Consider the following 5,665-nt stretch of genomic DNA (forward strand, 5'->3'; position numbering starts at 1 on the left):
TGCTCTTGCAGCTCATGAAGTCGTCGAGCTTTTTCACCTGGTCTTCGCTGAGGCCTGCATCGGCCAATGCCTTGGCGAATGCTTCGGGGCCGATTTTTAAGCGGCGGTCAAGCACCGGGTAAACAAGCGCCGGATTCGGTGCGCCGATTTCTTCGAGGTAGGTAGCAAGGAGCTTGCGGCTAGAAACGCCAATCGCAAATTCGCCGTCCTTGAGGCCGAACTTGCGGAGCATCGTAGCGATGGCGGCCATCAGGTCGGCTTCAGCGTAAATGCTTTCGGTTCCGATGATGTCCATGTTCAGCTGGAAGAATTCGCGGAGACGCCCCTTTTGAGCCTTTTCGTAACGGAAAAGGCGCGGCATGCTGAACCACTTGAAAGGCTTCTTGAGTTCGCGGGCCTTCTGGATTACCAGGCGGGCGAGTGTCGGAGTCATTTCGGGGCGGAGTGCGATTTCGCGGTCGCCCTTGTCCTTAAAGTTGTAAAGCTGGCTTACGATTTCTTCGCCGGACTTGCCCGTATAAAGTTCCAGATGTTCAAACATCGGGCCTTCGTATTCTTCGTAGGCAAAAGATTCGGCGACGCTACGCCAGGTGTCAAAAATGTAGTTCTGGATGCGCTCGGCTTCCGGGTAAAAATCGCGTGTGCCCTTGGGCAACTGAGGAATAGAAATACTCATAGTGGCGTATAATTTAGAAAAAGGCGAATGCCGCGGCAAAACAGTCCCTGTTTTGACATGGCTGAGCCGAGCTAAATGCGCTCTAAATGAGCGTCAATTTAGAAAATAGTCATTATATATGTATTTTCAAAAGGTTTTTTGTTTATATTATAGGGCGTAAGAAATGAGGTCTGTATGAAAAAGAATTTTAGCAAAGTCTTGTTTTCTGCCACTGTTGCTGCGTCGATGATGTTTGCCGCTTGCGGTAGCGACGATGCGTCTTCAAACGTGGAACGCGATGAGGACTCCTCTTCCAGCGCCGAAGAATCCTCCTCCTCGGAAAAAGTGACGTCATCCTCGTCTGTCGAAGAAGACGAACCCGAAGGGGAACGCTCGGCAACGTTAGACGATTTGTCTGCGTATTATGTACTGGACGACATGTTTGGAACAAAGGCCATTTTGGCGACTGGGTCCAAGCGTGGAGTGTTCTCGCTGTGGATTTCCGATACGGCATGGATTGCTCTTCGTTCCGATTTCAAGGATGGAAAGCTTGAATACGGTAAGTCTAACGGATCGTTCCAGGGTGCTTCAACCAAGGAAGCCGAGGCCATGGAAAAATTCTTTACAAAGGGTGGCAAGTTCCACTTTGTTGTCAAGGATAATCAGCTGCAATATTCTTTGGACGGAAAAAATTACGAGGCGTTACGCGATACGTCTCTGAGAAGCTCGCTTCTGTGGATTACCGAAGGTACGGATCTGGATGCCCTCACGCTTACCTGCAAAAGCGGAAAAGATACCCACGTGTACAATTTCTATAAGGGACGCTACCTTGTAGAAGATACCGAATCCGATACGACACGCTGGTCGGCCGGGTATTACGATATCCAGAAGGATAATCTTCTCCTGTTGCCCGTGTATAATTATGGTCCGGTTTATGCCCTTACGACTGCCCACGTTGAACAGGACTATACCATTGAAATTGTTGCCGGTGAAACTTACGGGTGTAAAAAGTCTTCGAATAAGTATTCCGAATTCAGCCGTGAAAAACTTGTCGGCGAGTGGAACGCCCTGGTCGAAAAGTCGGAATGGGTGATGGACCTCAAAGAAGACGGTAGCTATGTGATTGAATCTCGTGAGTCTGCCAAGGAAGTGGCTCAGCGTAAAGGCGTATGGGATGTCTATGGCGATCAGCTGTTACTGAGCCCTGTCGGCGTCAAGGGAAAAATCAAGAGCTTCAAGGAGGGCAAGAGCTTTACCTTCGAACATGCGGAAATGCCCGAAATGCCGACGGATTGGACGATTGCCGTCAAAAAGTAATTTGTAAAAAACTCAGGAATCTTGTTTTAAATGCTCCCTAACGGGGGCATTTTTCGTATACGAACGGATTGTGGTCTCCTTGCACCTTGAAAATGCGGCGATCGCGTTCGCATTCCTTGGGGGTGACCGGGTACGTCTTGTCCCAGGCTTCGAACAATTGACGGTCCTGTTTTGACAAATTAATTCCGTACGTCTTTTCCATGTAGAAATGCGCACGTGCGATAATTCCGCGCGCCTCTTCGCGGGGTTGAGCCTTTTTAAGTTTGAAGTCGACAATCGTCTTGCATTTGCCGTACATGGGTTCAGGGGTGTTTGTCCATTGGCTGTACATAAAATTATTTCGGTCCCCGTTGATTTCGCCGATTGCGGGGTAGAGATTATGCAAGTCGCCTTCCATCAGCTTGAATGTGGTGTCGTTTGCACTGCAGTTCTTGCGGCCCCCTTCTCGCCAGCAGGGGAGGTGTTGCCCCATATTGTGCGCGGTTACGATATGTTCCCATTCGATGGATTCTGCGCGCTTGAAACTTTTACGGTTCGGATTTTCGCGCGGTGCAAAGTCGCATGTCGAAAAGTCGACATGTTTCTTGTCCTGGTAGCGGCATCCGCAGTAAAGCGTTTCCTGGAGTTCTCCGTAGTAAATGCGGCGCATCTGCTGCGATGCGTTTCTGTAATTATAGTGGTGCGGAGCCTCCTCGGGGTCCACACGCGACCATGCAATGGTGACAACTGCCACCAATAGTATTATTGCTCCCAATGTTTTCATGTATCAATGTGTCCGGGCGTAAGATTACTTACGCATGCTTCTTCCGAATCCGCCTCCGCGGCTGTTGCCGGAACTCCGGCTATTGCTGCGTGAGTCGTCGTAGTTTCTTTGACTGCTTCGGGTAGATGTTGTCTTACCGTAACTTTGGTCCCGGTTTGGTTCGGCATAGCGGTTTTGCCAGTTGTTGTCCGCCTGCTTGATGGTCATGACCTGGTTGGGGTATGCCGAATGGCGTTGGACATCGACCTGGTTGTATGACTTTTGCGGGGCAACGTAACTTTGGTTACGGGGCGCCGTATGGTGATTCATCGGCGTCTTAGCCGGTCGCCTTGGCGGTTCCGCATAATGATCGTGCCTGGAGGGAGGCGGCTGGTGGTAGCGAGGCGGGTGATGCGGACGGGGCCTGTTGTGGTACCAGCGGTAATCGTGAACGTAAATCAGATGCGTGTCCCATTCGAACCAGCTGGAACCCCAGCCCCACGTGGTGTACGTGCCGCCGAGCCAGACTCCGCTACGGTATCGCAGCCCCGGATATCCGTTGGAATAGACGTAATAGACCACATGCGGATTGTACACGGGGACATACACGTATTCCCTTTGAACCGGTTCGATGACAATGGTCTTTTCCTTGATGACCTTGACCTGGTCGTTTGTCCGAAGGTGCCCGTGTTCGTAGGCTGCGTTACGCATACGCTGCACGGCATCCATCACATCTTCTTTTTGACTGGCAACCGCGTCGCCCAGCTGGTCTGTCCAGACTTGGTACTTGGCCATGGTGGCAAGGACTGTGGGGAACGGGATCAATGCTTGTACGCTTGCATCGTAGGGGAGGTCGTGGAGCTTGATCTGTTCGGCGAGGTCTGTGCCCTTTAAATGCTTGTGCTGATTCGCCCAGTCGGATGCTCCCGGAATTTCGTCCCCATGAACGGATGCGGCAAGGACCTGCACCAGGAGCGGGTCAGGGTAGAGCGCGATGGTCGAAACGAGCGTGTCGAGCTCTGCCGGCGTAAACTGATCGCTTGCACGGGCGGTGTTCGGCAAGCACAGTATGGCCGCCAACAAAAACCACAGCCAGACGTGTCTGGTTGCAAACGGAGCGGCTAAACTTTTTTGAGCCTTTGATTCGGTAAACATGATTTACCTCCTGTAGCCAAGTGTTTCCAATATTATACAAAATTTCGTTATGAATTGGATGCCTTGAAAGGTGTTTTGGATGCAGATTGATGTATTTGGAGGAATCTTTTCTGTTTTATGGCGTTCCCCGGCCCAAGTCCCCTGAGCCTGTCGAAGGGCGCCGGGTCGGGTGCTGTTCGCCTTCGGCTCATCGAGCCACAGTGTGTCTCGCCACAAAGGTGCGACGCCCCCTAACGCAATATCGGCTTCAGAAGATAAGCTCGTATCGCTCACATGGCCTCGGGCTTCGCCCGACGAATGTTCGCTCAACGACTTATCTTCTTACGCCTTGTTCATCATTTTTGAAGCACCGAAATTGTAAAAAGAAAAAAATTATTTCGGCAAAAAGGCTTTGGCGGGTCAAAAAATACGTGTATACAATAGACAGATGCAAAAAAATCTGTCCGCCTTTTCGAAGGCCCTTTGTAAACCTTAAAATTTGCAGGCGAATGTCTGCGGAAAGGACACATTAATGTCTGAAAAAGAAGAAATCGAAAACAATACACCGAGCACGGATGGAAATTTTGGTGTGGCGCCGAATACGCCGGATTCCGTCATTCGCGACATCGCCCACGAATTTAACGTCATCGTTGATTCCGTGAAGGATGGCGAGAGCAATTTTTCCCATGACAGGTTCTTGCGTTACGCCTTTGCGGAACCCCGCCGTATGGCAGAACTTCTGACGCTATTCTCGCGTTATAACCTTTCGCTTAAGACGTTCCTCGACACCATCGATCTCAAGACACTTCGCGGCACGAAGGAGAATTTCTCCAGCGACAAGCATACCGGCTCCGCTGACCTTGTATTTGAGGCAGATATTAAGGCCGGTGGCGTCACGGGGCTTTATGTGGGAATCATTGCCGAACACAAGTCCACCAACAAGGATAACGTACTCCTCCAGATTTCGGAGTATTACCATCACCTGTTCCTGGAACGCAAGAAGGATGTTCCCGTAATCGCGTTCATCGTCTACAACGGAAAGGACCCATGGAATCCGCTTGCCCAGGAACGTTTCGCAAACTATCCTGAATACTATCGCGACATCGGCTTTCCTTTCAAGGTGGAATTCCTGGACGTGGGGCATGCTATCGACGATGCAGAATTGAAGAATATTTCGCCGTTTACTCTTGTCGCTCTCACTGCGATGAAGTATATTTGGGACGAAAGGAAATTCGAGATTACCTTCCCCGAGGCTGCAAAACATCTGCTCAAGATGCATAATACCGACGAGGGAAAGGATTTTATCAAGCAGGCGCTTTCGTATTTCTTCTGGAAGTGGCCCCACAAGAGCGAGGAAATCAAGATGGATAGTCCAGAAGCCATTGCAAGCAAGGGTTACGAATCATTCGCTGAACACTTCGTGAATGTTGGCATTGAAAAAGGAGCCAAGCAGGAACGCGAGAAGAACGAGGCTCGTATCTCAAAAATTGAGGAATTTCTGCGTTCGAATGGCGTTTCAGAAGAAATTATTTCCGCAAGCCGTGCGATTAAATAAGCTGGTCTAGACTTTCAAATTATTCGGCTCCGCGATTGCGGAGCCGTTCTGCTACGCATACCCTACCTGTTTTGTTGAAAAAGGAATATATTAAGCAATACAACAAAAGAGAGGAAATCAAGATGGACAGTCCAGAAGCCATTGCAAACAAGGGTTACGAATCATTCGCTGAACACTATGTGAACGTAGGTATTGAAAAAGGGGCTAAGCAGGAGCGCGAGAGGAACGACGCCGCGAATGCGGCCCGCGATTCCAAGATGGC

5 protein-coding genes are annotated in these 5,665 nt (G+C 50.2%); 2 read left to right on the forward strand and 3 right to left on the reverse strand.

The genetic code is table 11. The features are described from left to right. Positions 1–676: ATP phosphoribosyltransferase regulatory subunit (locus tag Q0W37_RS15090; protein WP_297702371.1), on the reverse strand; the 676-nt coding region annotated here is incomplete at its 3' end. A 174-nt stretch (positions 677–850) separates the two neighbouring features. Here Q0W37_RS15090 and Q0W37_RS15095 point away from each other — a divergent pair. Then, positions 851–1,972 (forward strand): hypothetical protein, encoded by a 1,122-nt coding sequence (locus tag Q0W37_RS15095; protein ID WP_297702372.1) that lies wholly within the window; start codon positions 851–853, stop codon positions 1,970–1,972. A 37-nt stretch (positions 1,973–2,009) separates the two neighbouring features. Here the strand turns inward: Q0W37_RS15095 and Q0W37_RS15100 are convergent, their stop codons facing one another. After that, positions 2,010–2,705: an endonuclease gene (locus Q0W37_RS15100; protein ID WP_297702375.1), complete on the reverse strand. Its 696-nt coding sequence runs from the start codon at positions 2,703–2,705 to the stop codon at positions 2,010–2,012. A gap of 54 nt (positions 2,706–2,759) precedes the next feature. Beyond that, positions 2,760–3,869 carry a DUF3300 domain-containing protein gene (locus Q0W37_RS15105; RefSeq protein ID WP_297702373.1) on the reverse strand — a complete coding sequence of 370 codons (1,110 nt, stop codon included), beginning with the start codon at positions 3,867–3,869 and terminating at the stop codon, positions 2,760–2,762. Positions 3,870–4,380: 511 nt separating this feature from the next. On the opposite strand from Q0W37_RS15105, the gene Q0W37_RS15110 reads away from it, so the two are divergent. Then, positions 4,381–5,403, forward strand: coding sequence for an Rpn family recombination-promoting nuclease/putative transposase (locus Q0W37_RS15110; RefSeq protein ID WP_297702374.1), 1,023 nt, complete (start codon positions 4,381–4,383; stop codon positions 5,401–5,403). Positions 5,404–5,665: the final 262 nt, after the last annotated feature.

Source organism: uncultured Fibrobacter sp., from assembly GCF_947166265.1.
GTDB lineage: Bacteria > Fibrobacterota > Fibrobacteria > Fibrobacterales > Fibrobacteraceae > Fibrobacter.

What these genes read in the sequence shown, in the direction of transcription:
- Q0W37_RS15105 (WP_297702373.1), bottom strand. Translation starts at nt 3,869, where the DNA reads ATGTTTACCGAATCAAAGGCTCAAAAAAGTTTAGCCGCTCCGTTTGCA.
- Q0W37_RS15095 (WP_297702372.1), top strand. Translation starts at nt 851, where the DNA reads ATGAAAAAGAATTTTAGCAAAGTCTTGTTTTCTGCCACTGTTGCTGCG.
- Q0W37_RS15110 (WP_297702374.1), top strand. Translation starts at nt 4,381, where the DNA reads ATGTCTGAAAAAGAAGAAATCGAAAACAATACACCGAGCACGGATGGA.